The organism is Sulfurimonas sp. (assembly GCF_041563495.1).
Lineage (GTDB): Bacteria > Campylobacterota > Campylobacteria > Campylobacterales > Sulfurimonadaceae > Sulfurimonas.
On sequence record NZ_JBFFMZ010000012.1, the window covers coordinates 1 to 20,095 of the forward strand.

Genomic DNA, 20,095 nt, shown 5'->3' on the forward strand with positions numbered 1-20,095 from the left:
ACTACCTTGACCTTTCTTATGTGCCATCTGAAATCTCCTTAGTTTATGCTATTAAGCAGCTATTTTCGTGATACGAACACGAGTGAAGTCTCTTCTGAAACCTCTTTTAACTTTACTGTCTTTACGACGACGTTTTTTGAATGTAATAACTTTTTTGTCACGACCTTCATTAATTACTTCAGCAGTAACAATAGCACCATCCACGAATGGAGCTCCCATTTTAAGTTCACCAGCATTTACAGCTAGAACTTCATTAATCTCGATAGTAGCTTTTGGCTCAAGAGACATTTTATCTAATAGTAAAATATCACCCTCTTGAACTTTATACTGCTTACCACCGTTTTTGATAATTGCGTACATATACAATTCCTTGAATCTTTATAAAAGTGCGGAATTATACCCAACCAAGCTTTAAGTTTTATTTAATCAAGTTTATTTAGTTTAGTTCCAATTGCATTAAGTACATATCTTCACCATCAATTATCTGCAAATCTGAACTTTTACAGCTTGGACAAGTATATTCAAGCTCTTTTAGCGTGGATTCTTTTTGACATTCATTGCACTTTACTACGACACTTTGTATGTTGATGACAAACTCGGCTTCTTCGCACATAGTCTTCTCTTTGAAGGTATCGAATGCCGTCTTTAAAAGATCAGGTTCTACTCCGCTCATCACGCCTATTTTTACTACTACTTTCATAACTTTAGAAGCATCATTTGCTCTTGCATTTTCTTCACAACTATCTAGTAATGACTGTACTATACTATATTCATGCATTCTTTAACCTTTGTGGTGTTTTGATTGGGCATACTTTATATACAAACTCATGTCTTAAAAGATGAAACTCGCTCTTCTCATTCCAAAACTCAGGATGCATGACTTTGAGCTCTTCTTCTTTGCATTCGTTTATATATTCTTTGTTCTCCTGCAGATAATCTTGCTTATCATATATGAAGTCATCGTACTTCTCTTCATCCTCGATTAGAGATGTCGCAAAGCTTCTCAAATCATCAAAATAATTCTCTTTGGCAAAAACCTCATCGACCATTCCTATCTCTTTTGCTTTGTCGGCACTAAGAGGCAGACAAGCTTCAAGAAGTTTCTTTGCTTTTTCTTCGCCTACTCTTTTAGGCAGGCTGTAAGTATGATACTCGCTTCCGCTGAGTCCCATGGTCTTGTAGTGAGGATTTAAAACTGTAGCATCTGAAGCTATGACATAGTCACAAGCCAAAGCCAAAAAGACTCCTCCCGCACCTGCATTTTTATGCAGAGATGCTACGGTGATAACCTCATCTGAGAATATGATAGACTTCACAACATCATTCATAGCGTTGATATTACTCCAGCCGTCTTCTCCTTGCTTTTTAGAGTCTTCTAGTACATTTAGATGGATGCCGTTTGAGAAGAACTCCTCAGCACCTATTAGTACGATCACTTTAGCACTCTCTTTTATATAGTCTAAGGCATACTTTAGTCTGATGCACTGCTCGGATGTCATAGCCCCGTTATGAAAGTTAAAACACAGATACGCCACATCACCATCACAATGAGAACCTATCTCATAAAATGTCTTGTATGTCATATCAAAGATAAGAGGAAGCCTAAGCTCTTTTACCCCTTTTATCTTGTCTTTTAAAACATAGGTGCTTTGAAGCTTGAACTTTCCGACTTCCGTGAGATGGCTAATCCAGATAGCTCCGTCAATAGTTCCCACGCATATAGCACCGTCTCTCTTTGCAAGAACTTCTTTTGGTTTTCCTCTTAGTCTCTCTTCTTCCCACACACCAAAGAGATAACACTCTATACCGAAAAACTCGTCTTTGACACCGGGATAACTGTCACTGAATCTGATTTTTCTCATTATCTCTTTTGTAGTGTCTTTTTCCCATTCTATTGCTCTGTCTTCTTGCGTCAAGTATTTGTGCATCGGAGTTTGAAGCTGAGGAGTAGGTTTGAAGTTCTCATCTTCAAGATTCACAAAAAGTTCTCTCATGGCTTTTATGGTTGCATCTGCGACTTCTACTCTATATATAGAAGCCTTAGACGCATCTCGCATAAGAAACCTTACTTCGCTATATATCTCGCCCCCGTCAAACTCTTCGTTTGCTCTTAAAATCACAACTCCCCACTCTTTTTTCTCATCTTTGATGGCATGGTCAAGTGCATTATGCCCTCTGTCACCTCTGATGCCAGGATGCAAGATAAAAGTCGGTACGTTTAAAAATATCTCTTTAGGAATAAACTTCTTGAGATACGGAGAAAAAACAATGTCTGGTTTGAAATTCTCTACCGCTTCTAGCATCTCCTTATCATTTATGGCAAACTCTACCGAGACGGTATATCCCATATCCTGAAGGAAACAAAAGACTCTCTGCGTAAGAGAGTTAAATGCCGAGACGATTAGAAGGATTTTCATATTTAGCAGATGCGAGGAAGCAGTTCACCGCTTGGAGTATCTAAAAATCTTTTCGTACCCCAGCTACTGTTGAGTATAACTTTTTGAAGATGTAAATCTGTGACTTTTCCTATAATAGTCGCCTGCGAACAGTTCTCAAATGTTTTTAAAATCTCTACAGCTCTCTGTGCATCATCTTTATGTATAGCCAAAACAAAAGTTCCCTCATTTGCAAGAGCAGCCGCTTCAAAGCCAAGCATCTCACAGATGCCGTTTACCTCATCGCTTACAGGAATCTTCTCTTCTTCCACCTCTATACAAACATTTGACTGTTTTGACCACTCATTTAGCACTGCACTTACACCGCCTCTTGTTGCATCTCTAAGAGCCGTTATCTTTATCTCTGCATCCAGCAGAGCTTTTACCTGTGGAAATAGTGAAGCACAATCACTTTGAAGAGAACTGCTCATATCTATGTCTTCGCGAGCTGCAAAGATGGTAGCACCGTGACAACCGATGTCGCGGTTTACCAAAATAACATCATCCACACTTATGTTGTTTGAGCTGATGCCTTTTTTAAGCACCTCACCTACACCTGTCGTATTTATGAAAATCTTATCGACACTGCCACGTGGTACTACTTTTGTATCGCCGCTTACGACCATAGCACCGTTTACTTCAAGCTCACGCTTCATACTGCGAACTATCTTCTCCAAGTCTCTTAGAGGAAAGCCCTCTTCAATGATAACACTGCAAGTCAAGTACTTTGGTTGTGCGCCCATCATAGCAAGGTCATTACATGTCCCACAAACTGCCAGTTTACCTATATCGGCTCCGGGAAAAAAGAGTGGGCTTACTGTAAAACTGTCGGTAGAGAACGCTAGTTCACCACCGTGGATAATAGCCGCATCTTCACTCTTTTGTAAAATCTCATTGGCAAAGGCTTTATAAAACACTTTTGAAATCAGTTCGTTGTTTTCTTGTCCTCCGTTACCTTGAGCGAGTGTAATTGTCTTGTTCATAAAAATTCCTCGTTATCCCATCGGATACATAATGTCTAATTGTATTTTTTTAATCTCTTGCATCACTTCATCGCTGAGTTCTAAATCCATAGCGGCAAATGAGTCGTCGAGTTGTTGAGTTGTTCTAGCTCCAATTATAGTAGATGCTACGAACTTGAACTGTTTTGAATATGCTACGGCCAAGGTAACGGGAGAAATGCCGAGTCCTTGCGCTATTTCCATATATTTTGCTGTTGCTGCCAAAGTCTTCTCGTTTACAAATCTTGTTCCCTGTGCTTTGATGCGTATGTTATCGCTCTTTAAGTACTCGGAAAATCTGGCATTTTCAGGATAAAAATCTCCGTTATATTTACCGCTGAGAACTCCACCTCCGATAGGCGAATACGGAAGAAGCGAAATCTGCTCTTTTTCACATACATGAGCCAACTCATCCAGAAACCTAGGGTTGTTCAAAGAGAAGTTGTTTTGGATAGACTCAAATCTTGGGATGCCCAGTCTTTTAGAAGTCTCATTTGCTTTTGTCAGTCCGTAAGCAGTGTCGTTTGAAGTTCCAAGATATCTAACTTTTCCCTCTTTTACAAGCTCCTCAAATGCTCTTAGTGACTCTTCTATAGGCACGACAGAATCCGGCCAGTGCATCTGATATAAGTCTATGTAGTCAGTTTGAAGTCTTTTTAGACTTCCCTCTACGGCACTTTTGATATGAAACTTGTCAACGGCAGTAAAACCGTTACGAATAGGAGGAACAAACCAGCCGTTTGCAGCTCCTGCAACCTTAGATGCTATGATAAGAGAATCTCTTTTCTTATTCTTTAGCCACCTGCCGATGATAATCTCTGTTTCACCTGCGTAAACCTCTTTTGGAGGAACTGGGTAAAGCTCGGCGGTATCGAAAAAATTTATACCTCTCTCGTAAGCTTTATTCATGATTTTAAAAGATTCATGCTCGTCACTCCAGCTTCCAAAGCCCATGGTCCCCAAACAAATCGGAGTAACTCTGAGTCCTGTTTTTCCTATGTATCTGTAGTTCATTTCTGCCCCTTCTATTATTAAATATCATATAACCTGAACAAGTCCCGATTATATTTAGTCACTAAAGCTACGCCTTTGGCGAGAGAAGTCATTTTGACTTCTTTGGATAATCAAACGATATCAGTTTCGCATTTTTTCTACTGATGTCTTTCCAGCTTTTACAGTTAAACTTTATCTCAACAACCCCACATGTAACTATGTTCTCATCGAAGTCCACATAATCTTCGACAAACATGTTTAAATCTGGGTTATGCCCTAGTAAAAACAGCGTTCTATGCTTATCATCGACTTTTTTTATTATCTTGTCAATTACTATCTCACTAGATGCGTAAATATCATCTTCATATACAATCTCTTTAGAGTATCTGACTTTCTTAGCGATAATCTCTGCTGTTGTCTTTGCTCTTAATGCAGGACTAGATACAAACATATCAGGAACAATATGTCTCTTTCTAAGCCTTCTTCCCATTTCAGGAGCATTTGCTTTTCCTCTTTTGTTTAGAGGTCTCTCAAAATCACTTAGTTTTGAATCTTTCCAACTTGACTTTGCATGTCTTATTATAAACAATCTCTTACGACTCGGCATTTAGTGCCTCCCTGCATTGAACTTTAATTCTTATCACTTAGCACCTACCATTTCCAAATATAACTCTTCAACTTTTTCTCTCGCCCATGGAGTTTTTCTTAAAAACTTCAGACTTGAGTTGATGGTAGGGTCAAACAAGAAACATCTAATCTCTATGAGCTTTCCCAGTTTTTTCCAACCATAATGCTTAACAAGAGCCTCCAAGATATCTTTTAACTTAACACCGTGCAGTGGATTGTTCTTGTTTTTTTCTTCTTCGCTCATAAAATTCCCTTGAAATCTGATTTAATTTTTAATAATTATATCAGATTCCCATACTTATAGTACGCGGCACAAGCACCTTCACTACTTACCATACAGCTTCCTATCGGGCTTGTCGGTTTACATGCGGTTCCAAAGATAGTACACTCAGGAGGATTTGCCATACCTCTTAGTATATCCCCGCAGATGCAGAGTTTATGGTCTTCTATCTCCTCTAGCGGAAGGGAGTCTTTGTATATTACCTCCGCATCGTAGCGGGCAAATTCAGCTTTTAGTCTCAGTCCGCTTTTTGGGATATTTCCTAAACCTCTCCACTTAAAAAGGTCAGCTTTTTCAAAGTACTTCTCTACAAGTTTTTGAGCTGTTTTGTTTCCATCATAGGTAACAAGTCTTTTGTACTCTATTTCAAGCTCGCATCTGTCTTCGATGAACTGCTTGAGAATCATACTGATTCCCTGCATCACATCAACAGGCTCAAAACCGGTCACGACTACCGGACGGTTATAGTCTCTTGGAAACTCTTCATAAATTTTACTTCCGCTTATCACGCTTACATGCGACGGCCCGAGAAATGCATCAATTCTGTTGTTATAACTGTCAACATGTTCATCTCTGGAATCTATAAGCTCTTTCATAACCTCAGGGACCGTTACATGGTTTATGTGAAAAAAGATATTTTTTATATCTTGTTTTATTACCGCATCCAGCAGGGCTGACGTCATTGGCGTTGTAGTCTCAAAACCGATGGCAAAAAAGATTACATTTGCATCTGGATTTTCTTTTGCAATCTTTAAGCACTCCATAGGAGAGTATACAAAACGAACATCCGCACCTTTACTTCTTGCATCTTGAAGGCTTCCGTTGCTTCCCGGTACTTTTATCATATCCCCAAGAGTCACCAAGATGACTTTTTCTTGCATGCTAAGAACATAGGCATGATCTATTCTCTCTTTTGGCATAATACAAACAGGACAACCAGGACCGTGGACAAACTTGATGTTATCAGGCAGAAGCTGAGGGATGCCAAACTTCATGATAGTATGAGTATGACCACCGCATACTTCCATGATGTTTATGGGGTTTTTCAGTTTTTTTGCATCTTCGTTGATGATTTTAGCATATGCTTTTATAGTATCACCGTCTCTAAAGTCATCATAAAGATTTTTAAGTTCCAACTCCATTACGCACCTCTGTTTGGACACTCATCGTCCTCTAAAATCGCCCTTTGCCTATCCTCTTCATTCATCGCCTCGATGATTTCTTTATAGGTCTCAATGCTAAGGAGTGCATCTTCTTCATCTATCTTGTTCATAATAAAACCGATGTGAAGAAGTACATAGTCGCCGATAGAGACTTCACCATCAGCCATAAGGTCTAAGCTTGCATCTCGTTGAACACCCATGGTATCAACTGTCGCTATGTTTTGTTCTTTATCTATCTTAACTACTTTCGACGGTATTGATAAACACATTATCTCATCCCCATTTTAAATTTAATCCAAGATGCCACTTTTTTCAAGCTCTCTTCATCTTTTGTGCTGACTTCGAGTATGTCAACGTTTGGTTTTATCTTTCTTGCATCTGCTTTTTCTTTTTCAATGTCATATTCAAAGTACGGAAGCAAATCCACTTTTGTAAATAAAATCAAATCTGCCTGACGAAACATAACAGGATATTTTGCTATCTTGTCTTCACCTTCTGGAACTGAAACGAGAACAATATTTAAGTGACTTCCAACATCGTAAGATGCAGGACAAACAAGGTTACCTACATTTTCCACAAAACACACATCAAGGTTATCTAAGTCCATATGATGAAGAGCCTTGTGAACCATAAAGGCATCCAGATGACAAGCCGAACCTGTTTGAATCTGATGAGCAGGTATGCCTTTGGCTTTTAGTCTATCGGCATCTCTGCTTGTCTCTAAATCACCCTCGACTACACCAAACTCAAAGTCAACCACATCTGCCAAGTATTCAAGAAGTGTTGTTTTCCCACTTCCCGGGCTACTCATAAGGTTAATGCTAAGTACACCGTGAGAGTTAAAATGTTCTCTGTTGTGATGAGCTTCATGATCGTTTTTATCTAAAATCTTTGTTATGATAGAGATAGTCTTTGGATCATTGAGCTGTGGGTTATCATGTAGATGCTGATGTGCATCTTGATGCTCGTGAGAACTTCCGTGAAAGTGTTCATGAGTATGGCTCTTATCTCCGTGAGAATGACTATGTCCGTGAGAATGTCCCACGCTATCTGTTATACTACAACCGCAATCTTTACACATAATATATATTCCTTTATTGTTTTATCTATGCCAAAAGCATATTTGAGCCTACAACTATTGAAATTACTCCAGCAGTTGCAAACACTCTTTTTAAATTTTGTTTTGAGTTTAATAGATTTTTGTTGATATACAATATCACACTACCAAAACCTACGAAGATGACCATAACACCCAAAGAAAATGCAAATACCATAGTCATGTTAACACTGTTGGCCTCAACCATGCCAAGAGTTACAAGCATCCCTCTGACTCCGCCTATACCCATCAGTGCTCCGACTGTAAATGCCGAAGCCGTATCGCTGTTGTTATCATGCTCGTGATTTTTTCCAAACCAGATATGTATATGCTCTTTTCCGTGGTGATTGTGTTTTTTTAGTTGAATACGGTCATCAAAAACCATAAACAGCAGGTAAACTCCCATAGCCAGTATCACAGATGCAGAGATAATATCTCCATAACCTAAAAGAGACTCACTTATGTTGTAAGTGTCTAAAATCTTTGCAAATATAAAAAGGGTAAGCCCGTGACCGACAGCGAACAAAGCCGTAATTGTCATAGTCTTCTTTTTACTCTTACCGATAGAAAAATCAGCTATTGCCGTTAGGTGATCCGGTCCAAATGCATGTAAAATACCATACCAGAAAATAAGTAGTAACCCTAAATTTTCCATAAGCAAAATCCTTTTTATGAATACGTATTCACTATATTACATTTTTTAATTTTAATCTAAAGTTAATTACTTGTTTTCTTATATGTTTTTGGGACTAAATTATGCTAAAATTCATATATGAACTGTATTTATTGCAATAATAAAAAATTATACGAACTAAAATCAGGACAACTCAAGTGTTCTGCCTGTAAAAAAAAGTTCTCACCGCAGAAAATCAAAAGAGATTTTGAGCTTATAGAGTGCTTTTGCAAAAGCATGACAGCCAATCAGAGTGCCGATTATTTAGGCATAAATTATCTTACGGTCAAAACAAGATTTGAACTTTTTCGAGGGCTGATAGCAAACTTTTTAGAAGATGCTTACCAAGGAAAAGACGTGCTTGAATATGACGAGTATATTTATCTCAACCAGAGCAAAAAGAAAGTAAAAGAAAACATCTTTGATGCCCAAAACTTTTTAACATTCCACTATGAAGATAAAATCTACAATATGCTGATGCCAAATCTAAACAGATATAAAAACGAGTTTTTAGACTCGGGAGCGCAGGAAGCCCACTTCAAAGAGTTTTCAAAGTTCATGATGCTAAATAAAATCTCAAAGACTCAAAAGAGAGAAAATCTCATAACTAAGTTTTGGATTTTTTTTGAGCAGGAGATTTTAAAGTACAAAGGCATCAGAGATAAAAACTTTTTTTACTACCTAAAAGAGATAGAATTTAAGTTTAACAACTCACAAGAAGATCAAATATTGATATTAAAAAGTTTTCTTTATAAATATCTATAAAGAATCTGCTTAAATTTTTTAACGTCTATAGGCTTAGACAAATAATCATTCATTCCATTTTGAATAAACTTATTTTTATCATCCTTAAGTGCGTTAGCTGTCACTGCGATAATTGGTACATCCTTCCCATATTTCGTGGTTCTTATAACCCTGGTTGCTTCCAAACCACTCATATTTGGCATATTCTCATCCATTAAAACCAAGTCATATCTATTTGTCTTGAGCATTTCTATGGCTTCGATACCGTCATTGGCAATATCGCTATCAAGATTTAACTCTTCAAGCAGTAACTCAAGCAGCAACTGGTTTGTTTTATTATCTTCGACTATCAACACCTTAGCACTTAATTTTTTGTTTTGCTCACTAACGTATGGCTTAGCTGTTATGTCTGGGATCACTTCATGCAGAGCTACAGTAAAGTAGAACTTGCTTCCGACTCCCAACTCACTTTCTACACCTATATTTCCGCCCATCAGTTCGACTAAAGTCTTTGATATGGCAAGTCCCAAGCCTGTACCGCCATAACTCCTGCTTACACTGCTGTCAGCTTGCTCAAACGAATTATATATAAATTCTATCCTACTTGGTTCTATCCCTATTCCGCTATCAATGACTTCACAATAGAGTTTGTTTGAATCACTTAGATATTTAACATTTACAACTATATTTGTCCCTTCATTGGCAAATTTTATCGCATTGCTCAATATGTTTGAAAACACTTGCTTCAACCTGGTAGCATCTCCGAGTGTCTTTTTAGGCAGGTCTTTATCTATATTTAAAACTATACAGATTTCTTTCTCTTTTGCATTATCAAAAAAGAGTTCTGTTATATGTTTAAATATCTCTATTGTATCTATGGGCACACTTTCAATAAGCAGCTTTTTGCTCTCTATCTTAGAGAAATCGAGGATATCGTTTATGATTGATAGTAGTAAGTCACTAGATTTTTTTATAATTTGGAGTTTATCTTTTTTAGCATCATCTGTTTCGTTTTTATATAAAATATCAACAAAGCCGACGATACCGTTTAACGGGGTACGTATCTCATGTGACATATTTGCTAAAAAGTTAGACTTTACATTGAGTGCATTTTCTAATTCTCGAGTTCTCTCTTTTATCTTCTCTTCAAGGTTTTCGTTTAAAAGTTGAAGTGTGTTTTTGCTCTTTTGAAGTTCCTGCTGTACCTGTTTTTTTTCATTTATATCTTTCCATGTAACATAAAGCATATCATTCGTGTCAATTGCTATTTTTGTTAAAATAATCTCCGCCCAAAACTCTTCTCCTGTGACTCTTTTGTGCAGCCATTCAAAAGAATATGTGCCTAGCTCCATTGCAAGCTTTATAACTGCATCTGCCTTTTCATCACTTCTCTGCCCGTCAGGCTGAAACTCAGGTGAGAGTTCAGATGGATGCCTGTTTAGAACATCCTCTTTGGATTTTGCATTCAACAATTCTACAACTTGGTCATTACACTCGATGAATTTATTATTTTTTGGATCTATCAATAAAACACCGCCTGATGCTTTTTCAAAAACCAAATCATATAGTTCTTTCTGTTTTTCTAATTTTTCGTTGTATTTTTGCAGTTCTTTAGTTTTTTCATTTACAATTTTTTCTAAATTTTTATTCTCTATTTTTAAAATGTACTGCTTATATATACTCATTAAATAGATAAATAAAATGATCCCTGTAACACTTAGTATAAGTTTCAGAGTGAATATTTTCTTTAATATATTAAATAAGTCATAAGGCTCATAGATCAAACCGCTTAAATAGGTATCTGACTTGTTTGTAAATCCAAGCAGTTTATATATGTTTGCTATCTCCTGTATTCTGACTTCGTTTATATTACCAAACTTGGCTTCTCCTTTATATGCCAACTCTTTAAGTATATTTGCCTCATAAAACAATGCTTCTTTACTTTTATTTTGAGAATTGTATTTTTTAAATATTATTTCAACGCTCTCTTCTATGTGAGAAAAAGCGTACTCCCAGCCTTTTAAAGTAGCACTATGAAAGTTCTCTACCTTTTTAGGATTTGAATCTAAATAATTCTTTGAAGTAAATACAATATCAGCATAAAAATCAAAACCGTAATCCTTTGGATCAAAGACTTTAAAACCCGCACCTGCTTCTATCATGTGAAACGGTTCGTTAGACAAGTATGTAGTCATCAGGTCCACTTTGTCGTGTACGAGATCGTTTATGTTAAAACTATGGGGAACTTCTGTGTAATCTGAAGGTTTTATATCTTTTGTTTTCATCATCGATAATATTGAAGCGACCAAAGCCGTATCATCTGAGAGCATGATTTTTTTATTTTTAAAGTCTTCTATATTTAGCAAATCTGGACGCTGCTTTGATATAAGCACATAGGGAGAGCTTTGATAAATAGCACTTAAGAGAACTATATCTTTACCTTTTAGCTTTTCTAGAACCAACGATGAACGGCCTACACCGACATCTGAGACTCCTGAGAGCACATCATCAACAATGTTTATACCATAGTTAAACTCTTTGATTTCAACATCTAGACCGGCTTGTGTGTAAAAGCCCTTCTCTTTAGCCATGTAAAAACCTGCAAATTCAAACTGATGTTTCCAAAGAAGTTGCAAAGACACTTTATCATTTGCAAAAGCAGATATACTCGCTACTAAAAAAACAGCTATTAACAGCAGAAGTGATTTCAAATTCAGACCCTAAATATAAAGATTACAATGAATAAAGTATACCTTATTATATATTAGATTTTAACAAATAATATATCTGACCCAAAGCTATTCCACCATCATTAATAGGTGTTTCCTGCTGGTAGTAATGTTGTATATTTTCTCTCTTAAGTCCAGATGCCACAAGTTCTAGAAGTGTTTTATTTTGAAATACTCCGCCACTGAGTATTACTTCCATCTTTTCTTTTTTTGATACATCTATAACTATCTGGGCAAGTGTGTTTATAAATCTTGTTACTAACTCTTTGTCAAAAAAGTCGAACTCTATATCTATAATGTCATCGACTATTGTGTACTCGTAAGCATCTGTTACTTTTGGGTTATAGTTCTGCTCACAGATTAGTCCAGCCTCTCCCTCATAACTTTGAAACTGCAACAGGCTTGAAAAACTTGCCATTGCATCGAAGAGTCTTCCGACTGAAGAACTTAGAGGTGCATTTAGGTTTTTAGTGTGGCTTTGATACAAGATTTTAATCTCGCTCTCTTTAAATGACTTTACTAAATCCAAATCAAGACTTAGAACTTCATCAAGTGAGTAGTTATCAAAAAGCATACTAAGGGCAACACGGCGAGGCTCTTTTATAGCCTTTTCTCCACCTAAAAGTTTTAGCGGTTTGAAAGTGTATTTTCTCTCATCACCGACAAATATCTCTCCACCCCAAAGTTTCTTATCACTACCATAACCTGTACCGTCAAAACTAAAACCTAAGTAATCCCCACTCAGACCAAACTCGGCCTTACAAGCGTAGATGTGTGCCAAGTGATGCTGTACTTCTACAAGCTGCTTGTTTTGTCTCTTTGCCCATTTTGTAGTCTCATAGTTTGGATGCATATCGTGGACAATCACATCAGGTTCAAAGTCATAAAACTTTTTAAAAGTCTCTATGGTACGTTCAAAAAACTCAAAGGCTTTTAGTGAGCCCAAATCACCTATGTGTGGAGAGATTATGATGCTGTCTTCTATGACAAAAGCGATTGCATTTTTAGCATTTGCCCCCACTGCCAAGATTTTTTTCTCAGACTTAAACGAAAGCTTTATAACCTTTGGAGCATATCCTCTAGCGAGCCTTAGAATCTGCATCTTTGCATCTACAACTTGAACCAAAGAATCATCCACACCGTTTACTATATCTCTGTCAAAATCAAGCACAAAATCTACAAACGGGAGTTTTTCTTTTATATCTCGTGCTTTGATGATAATCGGCTCGCTTCCAAGGTTCGCACTTGTCGCCACTATTGGGTTTTTGAGTTGCTTAAACAAAAGATGGTGAAGCGCCGTATACGGCAAAAAGCACCCTATCCTGTCTATGTTTGGAGCCACTTCATCAGATATCTTTATCTTCGCATCTGGAGCCTTCTTTAAAATAACTATCGGAGCTTCTTTAGATGCTAAAAGTTCTTCTTCTTTCTCAGATGCAGATGCCAAAAGTTTCACCTGTTCTAAATCCTTGCACATAATCGCAAGCGGTTTAGTCGGTCTGTTTTTGTGTAGTCTTAATCTCTTTATGACCTCATCATTTGTCGCATCGCAGATAATATGAAAACCGCCGAGACCTTTGATGGCAACTATTTTTCCGTCTTTTATAAATTTTGCCGTTTTTTCTATGGTGTCAGATAATGTCGGTCCGCAACTGTTGCATGAGATAGGTTGTGCATGGTAGCGTCTGTTTAGCGGGTCTGTGTACTCGGATTCACATGAGTCGCACATTTCAAATGTGCTCATAGAGGTATTTTCTCTGTCATAAGGAACAGTTTGAATAATACTGTATCTTGGGCCACAATTTGTGCAGGTTGTGGCAAAATAATCGTAATATTTCGGTTTATAAGGGGAGTCAACATCCAAAATACATTCGTTGCAGATAGCCATGTCAGGTATTACCAATGCTACTTTTGAGCCATTGTTGACATTTAGTGTCGAGTGTATTATTTCAAACTGTTCCCTATAAAGAGCTTCTACCTCTATTTGTTCTATTTTATCTATGCGTGCCAGCGGAGGCAATCTGTCCGAGTTTAGTATATTTATAAACTCTTGTATTTGAGGGCTTTTACCTTCAAGTTCCAGATCAACACCGTTCTCACTGTTTTTTACAAATCCGTTAAGTTTTAATTCATTTGCTATTTTGTAAACAAATGGACGAAATCCAACTCCTTGGACCTGACCAAATATCTTAAATCTGAATCTTTTAACTGTAGAGTAATTCGTTTCCGCCATATCTAATGTTTATCCCATCCACCGGTAATTCTTTGTTGAAATATAGTTCATGGTTTACTGAGACTTCTTTATCTAACTTGCTGAATAAATGTTTATTACCAAGCAGTGAACCAGTAGCAACAACTACGTCGTTATTCATGTTTTGTTTTATCTCATCAAGTTGTCCCGACAAGAACTCAACAAAACTCTCAACCACTCCATATGACAGACACAAACTATCGACTCCTGCAAGTTTAAAAGTCATCGCTGTTCTGATTACCATCAATGGATCCAGATAAACTTTGGAGTCAATATTTTGCAATTTGTAATCTATTCTAGGACCTTTGGAACCTGAAAAAGATTTTGCATTGTTTTCCAACTTCTCTGCTGAACTATAAATATCTTTGTTATTACTATACCCTAAAATGATAGAAATAATTCCCCAGAGTTTATAAACATTTAACTCTTTTTCATCAAATGTTATAAGAGAAACTTTTTCATAAAGATCAGTATATTCATTTTTATAATTTTTAAGAAGCTTTATTCCTGTCTCGTTTGTATCTGCTATTGCTTTAAAAATCTCAGCAACAGAGCTATACTCAGACTTGAAAGACAAGTACTCTATAAGTCCAAATTTTTTACCGTAAACAAGTATGTTGTTATGGTAGTCTTTACTCATATTCAAACCGACGACAGTCTTTTCTTTAAAATCATGTTCCTTGATTACGGAGTTAAAAGTTCCGATATATGGAATTACTGCTTCATTTGTAAGTTCAAAATTCGGAAGACCTTTATCTCCTCTGAGAATAACTATGTTTCTCTCGCTTACAACACACTCTATCGGTTCCATAGTCTCTTTAAAATCAGCTATGAGAAGTTCACTCTCGTGTTTCATCTCACCTTTAGTGATAAAAACACAATCTACACCTAGTTTATGCAGCTCTACCATAGTTAAGTAGAGTACAAAATCATCTGCAAGTTTAAATCTTAATAACTCTTCTTCTACGCCTTCAAAATCCGTCTTGAACTTTAGGTTTGTTTTTAAGCCGATAAGAGGTTTTTCTATCGCACCCAAAGCAATAGTCTCGTTTTTTGTTACATTTGTGTACTTTGAGATTGTTGCCAGATCATAACTTAACACATCAAAAGAGATTTCATTACACTTAGCATCCAGCTTACCTAGATAATACTCTCCGTAAAAAGTATTTACTTTTACGCTCATACCGCTATTTATGGTGTTTGCTATCTGCTCAAAGAGGCTCTTATAGTTTCCTCTTTTTCCTTTGGAACCATATCCACAGACATCACACTCGCAATGTGGGTTATAGTAATTCTCACTTGACTCATCTAAAACTTCAGAGAGACAGCTTGGACAAAAAGAGAGAGCCGGTTTGTCTACCTGAGGCAGAATAAAATCATTGTCAGGCATAGCATCTACGACATTAACTTCTGTATTGCGCAAGAAGATTGAGTGAGGCAATACCAAAGACAACTCATTTGCAAACTTCTCCAATAAATCACTATCCTCTGCTTCTACATATAACTTTATTTCAGTGTCACTCTTTACAAGTCTGCCCTCAAGTTCTGAGCCTTCAAGTGCTTTTAGCAATACTTTGTCATATACTAACGACGAAGATGAATATTCAAATAAAAATTCTAATACCATTGTGTACCCCTTAAGTATGATGTTCTTGCAACTTCTTGCAATATCGCACCACTATTTTTTAAAGTTGTCTCTACATTCAACTCTTTTAAATAATTGATGATAGAGTGTTCCATCGTTTTACTAGCTTCAATAACTTCGTTTGTCATCGTAAAAGTTGTATCTTCACCGATTACATAGGGAATCACACCTACTATTTTTACAGGCGGTAAATCTCCAAGCATCTCTATCATTTGAAGGGTTTGAAGCATCTCTACTTCATGAGCACTTCCTTCCCAAGTTATAAAATCAGGAACATCATCAAAGTCAAAACTGTATACATCTCCGATATCTCCATCTACAACATTTACACAGTCTATAATCAAAACTCTGTCATAGTCTGTGATGATCGGTATCAATATCTGAGCAAGTGTTCCGCCGTCTATGACATCTACAGTATGCTCATCAGATATAAAGTTATATTTCTCATCGAGATAATTTGCCAGATGAACACCTATGCCTTCATCTCCAAAGAGTACATTTCCTATGCCTAGTATTAATATTTTCATATCACACCTCTATATATAAATCTTCAATAAGATTTTACAAACAATCATTATGAGGCTAAAATGATTGTTTGTAAAAATCTTATTTTTTCTAACAAAAAGCAAGGAAAACCTTGCTTTTTAACTAGTGTTTTTTATGCCACTTCATACCGCTAAAAATAGCGTCCATTCCACCTTCTTTTCCAAAGATGGCATTATATATAGCCATATAAATATGACCTACGACAAACAAAATCACACCCCATGTGAGTATGTGATGAATAGTACGGACTACAGCAAGTCCGCCTAGCATAACTTCAATGCTTTTCATAACATCGTAAAGATCTGCTCCAAGTCCGTTATGATATACATGAACATAAAGAATAAGTCCCGTAATAATCAGACCAAACAACATAATATACAGAGTTGCATAAGCCATAAACTGAAGAGGGTTGTAAACCCCGCTAAGTTTTGGATGCTTTGCAATCAGCATGTAATAACCTACTTGTTTTATCCAAATTTTTGGATTTAAAATATCTTTAAAAGCCGCTCTTTCCATCTCATGTTTTCTTCCAAAAACAAAAAGATAACTTTTAAACATCACCGCAGATATTAGTACAAAACCAAAAATTATGTGCCATGATCTCATCAAGGCCTGCATAAAATTTGTAGGTTCAGCATTTACTGCAGGGGTTAAAAAAGGAACTGCTATATAAAATCCGGTCACCATTAAAACAACAATAGACACCGCTCTTATCCAATGTTGCCATCTGTAGGCAGATGAAAATTCCAGCTCTTGTTCTATCTCTTGTTCTAATTTGATATCGTTACTAGCTTCACTAATCATAGCTTCTCCTTTTATACGCTACATCCACCATAAATAGGATCTAGTTTGTATTCACTCAGTTTATTCCCTTTTGTATCCATTACGTGAACCGCACATGCGATACAAGGGTCATAAGAGTGAATAATTCTAATAATCTCTAATGGCTGTGTTAAATTCTCGATTTTAAGACCAATCAAATCAGCTTCATATGGTCCTTTTTGACCGTTAGCATCCATAGGTCCCGCATTCCAAGTTGATGGAACAACAGCTTGATAATTTTCAACAACACCGTTTTTGATTCTAACCCAGTGACTTAACATTCCTCTTGGAACATCACCGATACCTCTGCCTTTATACTCTTTGTTTTTATCAATAGTATAAGTAGCACAAGTCTCTTGATCGACTTTTAGGTTCTCAATCAGATTGTTAAATGCGATTAGTGCATTGTCACCGATTAGTTTTGCCTGTAGCATTCTTGCCGCTGTTCTACCAAGTGTAGTAAATAGAGCTGCTGCAGGAAGACCTGTCGTTTTTAAGAAATCATTAACAACTTTTTGAACTTTTTTATTACCTTTTGCATAACTTACAACCATACATGCTAAAGGTCCTACTTCCATAGGTTTTCCGTCATATCTAGGTGATTTAATCCAAGAGTATTTTTCATTTTCATTAATCTGCTTAGAATGAATCATCTTACCGTCAGGACCAACAGTTTCACCATCTACAAAACCTGTATAGTTAGGTTCAGTCTCACCGTCATACGGGTGAAGTGCTTTATCATTTTGGTACCAAGAGTGTGTTGCCTCTTCTGTAATTAAGTCTTCATCGATTTCGAAAACTTTACTTAGGTCTCCATCATAAACGATTCCACTTTCAAAAAGTCTGTCACCGCGTCCTACAATGAAATCCTCATGAGCCATGAAGTTTTTAACACCGGCAGGTTTAACAACTGAACCTTCAGTTTTATACATTTCAGCAGCCATAACGATATCTGCGTAATATGCATTGTTAATAAAGTTAGCAAGTACTTTGAACTTAGTCATGTACTCACCCATTTTTGCAGGATTTAGGATATCCATAACACAAGTAACACCACCGACCGCAAGACTTTGTGGATGTGGATTTTTACCGCCAAAGATAGCTAAAAGTTGAGCAGCCGTTCTTTGGATTTCAAGTGCTTGCAAATAGTGAGAAAGCGCGATCAGGTTTTGCTCAGGAGTCAATTTATATGTTCCGTGTCCCCAGTATGCATTTGCAAACGGCCCGAGTCCTTGAGGGTTTTTAGCAAATTTAGCGATCTTCTCTTTTACCAGTTTAAGTTCATTCTCACCAGTACCTACAGGATTGTCACAATATTTAAATGCTAATTTACTTGCTTTTGCAGGGTCTGCACTAAGTGCTGATACAATATCAACCCAGTCAACACCGTGAAGGTGATAAAAGTGAACAACATGGTCATGAATGAAAAGTGCTGCATTCATCAACGATCTTACAAGTTCGGCATTGTAAGGAATCTTGATTCCAAGTGCATCTTCAACCGCCATTGTACTTTTAAGATAGTGAGAGTATGTACAAACACCGCAGATTCTTTGCATCATAAGCGGTACGTTTCTCGGATCTCTTCCTTTAGCGATTACTTCAAGTCCTCTCCATAAAGTTGAAGATACGAAAGCATCTTTAACTATTCCATCATCACCAACAATAACTTCGGCTCTTAAATGTCCTTCTATTCTTGTTATCGGATCTACTATTACTCTTTTTGACATAATTAAACTCCTCGATTATTCTTTTGGTTTTTTGACAGCCGATATTGCTGCGTGTGCTGCGATTCCAACTGCCGTAACAGTCAATAATCCTAAACCAATCTTGTCTGCCGTTGCATCTGCACCCAATCCACCGAATGTCGTATGGAAAAGTCTGTCCGCAAGTGGTTCATGTAAAACACCCATAGTATCCCAGAAATCAGGTTCACTACATCCTGCACAACCGTGTCCGGCTTGAACAGGCCATGATGTTCCTTCATTGAACTTCTGTCTTGAACAGTTGTTAAATGTGTAAGGACCTTTACAACCTACTTTGTACAGACAAAAACCATTTTTAGCTCCGTCATCACCGAACTCTTCTACGAACTCACCTGCATCAAAGTGACCGCGTCTCTCACACATATCGTGGATTCTAAGTCCATAAGCCCATTTTGGTCTGTTGTAAGCATCTAGTGCAGGAAGGGTCCCATAAAGTAAAAAGTGTAACAGTGTTCCGACTATATTGCTTTCACTAGGAGGACAGCCCGGAACATTGATAACAGGTTTACTTGTTACATTGCTAAGTGAAGTTGCATTTGTAGGATTTGGAGCTGCTGCTTGAACACCGCCAAATGATGAACAAGTACCGATTGCAAAAATTGCCGCTGCATGTTCAGATGCGTCTATAGCACTCTGCTCACCAGTCTTACCATGTCCTCCAATTGTCAAGAAATGGCTACCTTCACCGTGAGGGATGCCACCTTCAACCATTAGAACATATCTGCCTTTATATTTCTCAATAGCATTTTCAAGATTTTGTTCTGCTTGCCAACCAGCCGCCGACATTATCGTCTCTTGATACTCTAAAGATATATGATCAAAAATCAAACTGTCTATACTTGGACTCGCTGATCTTAGTAATGATTCAGTACATCCGGTACATTCTGCCATGTGCAACCAAACAACAGGAAGTCTGTCCGCAACCTCTGCCGCCTTTGCGATTAATGGTGTAAAACTTGAAGGAAGTGCTAACATAGCGGTCATACCACCTGCCCATGTCATAAAATCTCTTCTTGTAAAACCATTCTCTTTAATCAACTCAGGAATTGATTTTTGATCATCTAGTTTAGGTAACTTTGATAACTCATTTACTCTAGCTGACAACTTTTTATATAGAGTGTCATTCACCATAATTTACTCCTTTTGCTTATTCTTATTCATAAATGAATAATCATTCAGTTAGAAGTCTATATAAATATAACTTATGTGTAGCTTAATTTAAAAACTTAAAAAGTGACAAACAGAGGAGCAAGTTTTTGATAATTAAAACAAATACATGGTGTTTTTTTAAGAAGTAACTTTGTATACAAGGGGCTTACCCTTGTTA

At 37.0% G+C, this 20,095-nt stretch carries 19 protein-coding genes; 1 reads left to right on the forward strand and 18 read right to left on the reverse strand.

Going from position 1 to position 20,095, the window contains the following annotated elements; translation table 11 throughout:
• Positions 1-51: 51 nt before the first annotated feature.
• From rplU to ABYK18_RS10755, 11 genes are all read right to left on the reverse strand, one after another.
• Positions 52-360, reverse strand: coding sequence for a 50S ribosomal protein L21 (rplU, locus tag ABYK18_RS10705; protein WP_373036667.1), 309 nt, complete (start codon positions 358-360; stop codon positions 52-54).
• Between the two features lie 76 nt (positions 361-436).
• Complete coding sequence (hypA, locus tag ABYK18_RS10710; protein ID WP_373036668.1) at positions 437-778, reverse strand: hydrogenase/urease nickel incorporation protein HypA; 342 nt, start codon at positions 776-778, stop codon at positions 437-439.
• Entirely contained in the window at positions 771-2,417 is a 1,647-nt protein-coding gene (locus ABYK18_RS10715) for a hydrogenase maturation protein (RefSeq protein WP_373036669.1), read from the reverse strand. The genes hypA and ABYK18_RS10715 overlap by 8 nt, the downstream gene beginning before the upstream one ends.
• Positions 2,418-2,419: 2 nt before the next feature.
• Positions 2,420-3,418 carry a hydrogenase expression/formation protein HypE gene (gene hypE / locus ABYK18_RS10720; RefSeq protein WP_373036670.1) on the reverse strand — a complete coding sequence of 333 codons (999 nt, stop codon included), beginning with the start codon at positions 3,416-3,418 and terminating at the stop codon, positions 2,420-2,422.
• Between the two features lie 12 nt (positions 3,419-3,430).
• Positions 3,431-4,450, reverse strand: coding sequence for an aldo/keto reductase (locus ABYK18_RS10725; protein ID WP_373036671.1), 1,020 nt, complete (start codon positions 4,448-4,450; stop codon positions 3,431-3,433).
• A gap of 88 nt (positions 4,451-4,538) precedes the next feature.
• Positions 4,539-5,036 carry a histidine phosphatase family protein gene (locus tag ABYK18_RS10730; protein ID WP_373036672.1) on the reverse strand — a complete coding sequence of 166 codons (498 nt, stop codon included), beginning with the start codon at positions 5,034-5,036 and terminating at the stop codon, positions 4,539-4,541.
• A 33-nt stretch (positions 5,037-5,069) separates the two neighbouring features.
• Positions 5,070-5,300 carry a VF530 family DNA-binding protein gene (locus tag ABYK18_RS10735; protein ID WP_373036673.1) on the reverse strand — a complete coding sequence of 77 codons (231 nt, stop codon included), beginning with the start codon at positions 5,298-5,300 and terminating at the stop codon, positions 5,070-5,072.
• Between the two features lie 35 nt (positions 5,301-5,335).
• The gene (hypD, locus tag ABYK18_RS10740; protein WP_373036674.1) at positions 5,336-6,478 is read right to left on the reverse strand and encodes a hydrogenase formation protein HypD; all 1,143 of its coding nucleotides are present in this window, start codon (positions 6,476-6,478) and stop codon (positions 5,336-5,338) included.
• On the reverse strand, positions 6,478-6,768 hold the full coding sequence (locus ABYK18_RS10745) for a HypC/HybG/HupF family hydrogenase formation chaperone (protein ID WP_373036675.1): 291 nt from the start codon (positions 6,766-6,768) through the stop codon (positions 6,478-6,480). Before ABYK18_RS10745 ends, hypD begins: the two co-directional genes overlap by 1 nt.
• The gene (hypB, locus tag ABYK18_RS10750; RefSeq protein WP_373036676.1) at positions 6,768-7,580 is read right to left on the reverse strand and encodes a hydrogenase nickel incorporation protein HypB; all 813 of its coding nucleotides are present in this window, start codon (positions 7,578-7,580) and stop codon (positions 6,768-6,770) included. Before hypB ends, ABYK18_RS10745 begins: the two co-directional genes overlap by 1 nt.
• Positions 7,581-7,605: 25 nt before the next feature.
• On the reverse strand, positions 7,606-8,250 hold the full coding sequence (locus ABYK18_RS10755; protein ID WP_373036677.1) for a hypothetical protein: 645 nt from the start codon (positions 8,248-8,250) through the stop codon (positions 7,606-7,608).
• Positions 8,251-8,367: 117 nt separating this feature from the next.
• On the opposite strand from ABYK18_RS10755, the gene ABYK18_RS10760 reads away from it, so the two are divergent.
• Positions 8,368-9,033: a transposase gene (locus tag ABYK18_RS10760; RefSeq protein ID WP_373036678.1), complete on the forward strand. Its 666-nt coding sequence runs from the start codon at positions 8,368-8,370 to the stop codon at positions 9,031-9,033.
• Here ABYK18_RS10760 and ABYK18_RS10765 read toward each other — a convergent pair.
• From ABYK18_RS10765 to ABYK18_RS10795, 7 genes are all read right to left on the reverse strand, one after another.
• Positions 9,018-11,723, reverse strand: coding sequence for an ABC transporter substrate-binding protein (locus ABYK18_RS10765; RefSeq protein ID WP_373036679.1), 2,706 nt, complete (start codon positions 11,721-11,723; stop codon positions 9,018-9,020). The two genes, ABYK18_RS10760 and ABYK18_RS10765, sit on opposite strands and share 16 nt — an antisense overlap.
• Before the next feature lie 46 nt (positions 11,724-11,769).
• Complete coding sequence (gene hypF / locus ABYK18_RS10770; RefSeq protein ID WP_373036680.1) at positions 11,770-13,974, reverse strand: carbamoyltransferase HypF; 2,205 nt, start codon at positions 13,972-13,974, stop codon at positions 11,770-11,772.
• Complete coding sequence (locus tag ABYK18_RS10775; RefSeq protein WP_373036681.1) at positions 13,946-15,619, reverse strand: hydrogenase; 1,674 nt, start codon at positions 15,617-15,619, stop codon at positions 13,946-13,948. Before ABYK18_RS10775 ends, hypF begins: the two co-directional genes overlap by 29 nt.
• Positions 15,610-16,164 (reverse strand): HyaD/HybD family hydrogenase maturation endopeptidase, encoded by a 555-nt coding sequence (locus ABYK18_RS10780; protein ID WP_373036682.1) that lies wholly within the window; start codon positions 16,162-16,164, stop codon positions 15,610-15,612. The genes ABYK18_RS10775 and ABYK18_RS10780 overlap by 10 nt, the downstream gene beginning before the upstream one ends.
• A 121-nt stretch (positions 16,165-16,285) precedes the next feature.
• The gene (gene cybH, locus ABYK18_RS10785; RefSeq protein WP_373036683.1) at positions 16,286-16,987 is read right to left on the reverse strand and encodes a Ni/Fe-hydrogenase, b-type cytochrome subunit; all 702 of its coding nucleotides are present in this window, start codon (positions 16,985-16,987) and stop codon (positions 16,286-16,288) included.
• Between the two features lie 11 nt (positions 16,988-16,998).
• The gene (locus tag ABYK18_RS10790) at positions 16,999-18,732 is read right to left on the reverse strand and encodes a nickel-dependent hydrogenase large subunit (protein ID WP_373036684.1); all 1,734 of its coding nucleotides are present in this window, start codon (positions 18,730-18,732) and stop codon (positions 16,999-17,001) included.
• Positions 18,733-18,747: 15 nt separating this feature from the next.
• A complete protein-coding gene (locus tag ABYK18_RS10795) occupies positions 18,748-19,899 on the reverse strand; it encodes a hydrogenase small subunit (RefSeq protein ID WP_373036685.1) in 1,152 nt (383 codons plus the stop codon).
• Positions 19,900-20,095: the final 196 nt, after the last annotated feature.

Coding starts and splice junctions, on each gene's coding strand:
- rplU (WP_373036667.1), bottom strand. CDS start 360: ATGTACGCAATTATCAAAAACGGTGGTAAGCAGTATAAAGTTCAAGAG.
- hypA (WP_373036668.1), bottom strand. CDS start 778: ATGCATGAATATAGTATAGTACAGTCATTACTAGATAGTTGTGAAGAA.
- ABYK18_RS10715 (WP_373036669.1), bottom strand. CDS start 2,417: ATGAAAATCCTTCTAATCGTCTCGGCATTTAACTCTCTTACGCAGAGA.
- hypE (WP_373036670.1), bottom strand. CDS start 3,418: ATGAACAAGACAATTACACTCGCTCAAGGTAACGGAGGACAAGAAAAC.
- ABYK18_RS10725 (WP_373036671.1), bottom strand. CDS start 4,450: ATGAACTACAGATACATAGGAAAAACAGGACTCAGAGTTACTCCGATT.
- ABYK18_RS10730 (WP_373036672.1), bottom strand. CDS start 5,036: ATGCCGAGTCGTAAGAGATTGTTTATAATAAGACATGCAAAGTCAAGT.
- ABYK18_RS10735 (WP_373036673.1), bottom strand. CDS start 5,300: ATGAGCGAAGAAGAAAAAAACAAGAACAATCCACTGCACGGTGTTAAG.
- hypD (WP_373036674.1), bottom strand. CDS start 6,478: ATGGAGTTGGAACTTAAAAATCTTTATGATGACTTTAGAGACGGTGAT.
- ABYK18_RS10745 (WP_373036675.1), bottom strand. CDS start 6,768: ATGTGTTTATCAATACCGTCGAAAGTAGTTAAGATAGATAAAGAACAA.
- hypB (WP_373036676.1), bottom strand. CDS start 7,580: ATGTGTAAAGATTGCGGTTGTAGTATAACAGATAGCGTGGGACATTCT.
- ABYK18_RS10755 (WP_373036677.1), bottom strand. CDS start 8,250: ATGGAAAATTTAGGGTTACTACTTATTTTCTGGTATGGTATTTTACAT.
- ABYK18_RS10760 (WP_373036678.1), top strand. CDS start 8,368: ATGAACTGTATTTATTGCAATAATAAAAAATTATACGAACTAAAATCA.
- hypF (WP_373036680.1), bottom strand. CDS start 13,974: ATGGCGGAAACGAATTACTCTACAGTTAAAAGATTCAGATTTAAGATA.
- ABYK18_RS10775 (WP_373036681.1), bottom strand. CDS start 15,619: ATGGTATTAGAATTTTTATTTGAATATTCATCTTCGTCGTTAGTATAT.
- ABYK18_RS10780 (WP_373036682.1), bottom strand. CDS start 16,164: ATGAAAATATTAATACTAGGCATAGGAAATGTACTCTTTGGAGATGAA.
- cybH (WP_373036683.1), bottom strand. CDS start 16,987: ATGATTAGTGAAGCTAGTAACGATATCAAATTAGAACAAGAGATAGAA.
- ABYK18_RS10790 (WP_373036684.1), bottom strand. CDS start 18,732: ATGTCAAAAAGAGTAATAGTAGATCCGATAACAAGAATAGAAGGACAT.
- ABYK18_RS10795 (WP_373036685.1), bottom strand. CDS start 19,899: ATGGTGAATGACACTCTATATAAAAAGTTGTCAGCTAGAGTAAATGAG.